The 217-nt window shown below is 42.9% G+C and carries 1 pseudogene; it reads left to right on the forward strand.

The features are described from left to right. A pseudogene (locus AAIR21_RS28300) lies at positions 1-217 on the forward strand (hypothetical protein); the annotation flags it as partial.

Below are 217 nucleotides of genomic sequence, written 5' to 3' on the forward strand. Positions count from 1 at the left end.
TTCGATAAAACCCGCGAAATGACTTGCGCTTATATTGAGGAATTAGCAAGGAATATCCCCCCAAAAAAAACGGGAAGCGGCAATGATATTTCAGATGATGTATTCCATGCCGCTGTTACAGCGGAAAAGCTTCGGGAACTGGCGCATACGTATAGCGAGAATTTTTTCACCGATGAGGACAATAACAATCCATCCTGCATTATGGCATCGGTAATAT

Origin of the sequence: Enterobacter sp. PTB (assembly GCF_051130085.1) — a bacterium.
GTDB classification, from domain to species: Bacteria; Pseudomonadota; Gammaproteobacteria; order Enterobacterales; family Enterobacteriaceae; genus Enterobacter; species Enterobacter ludwigii.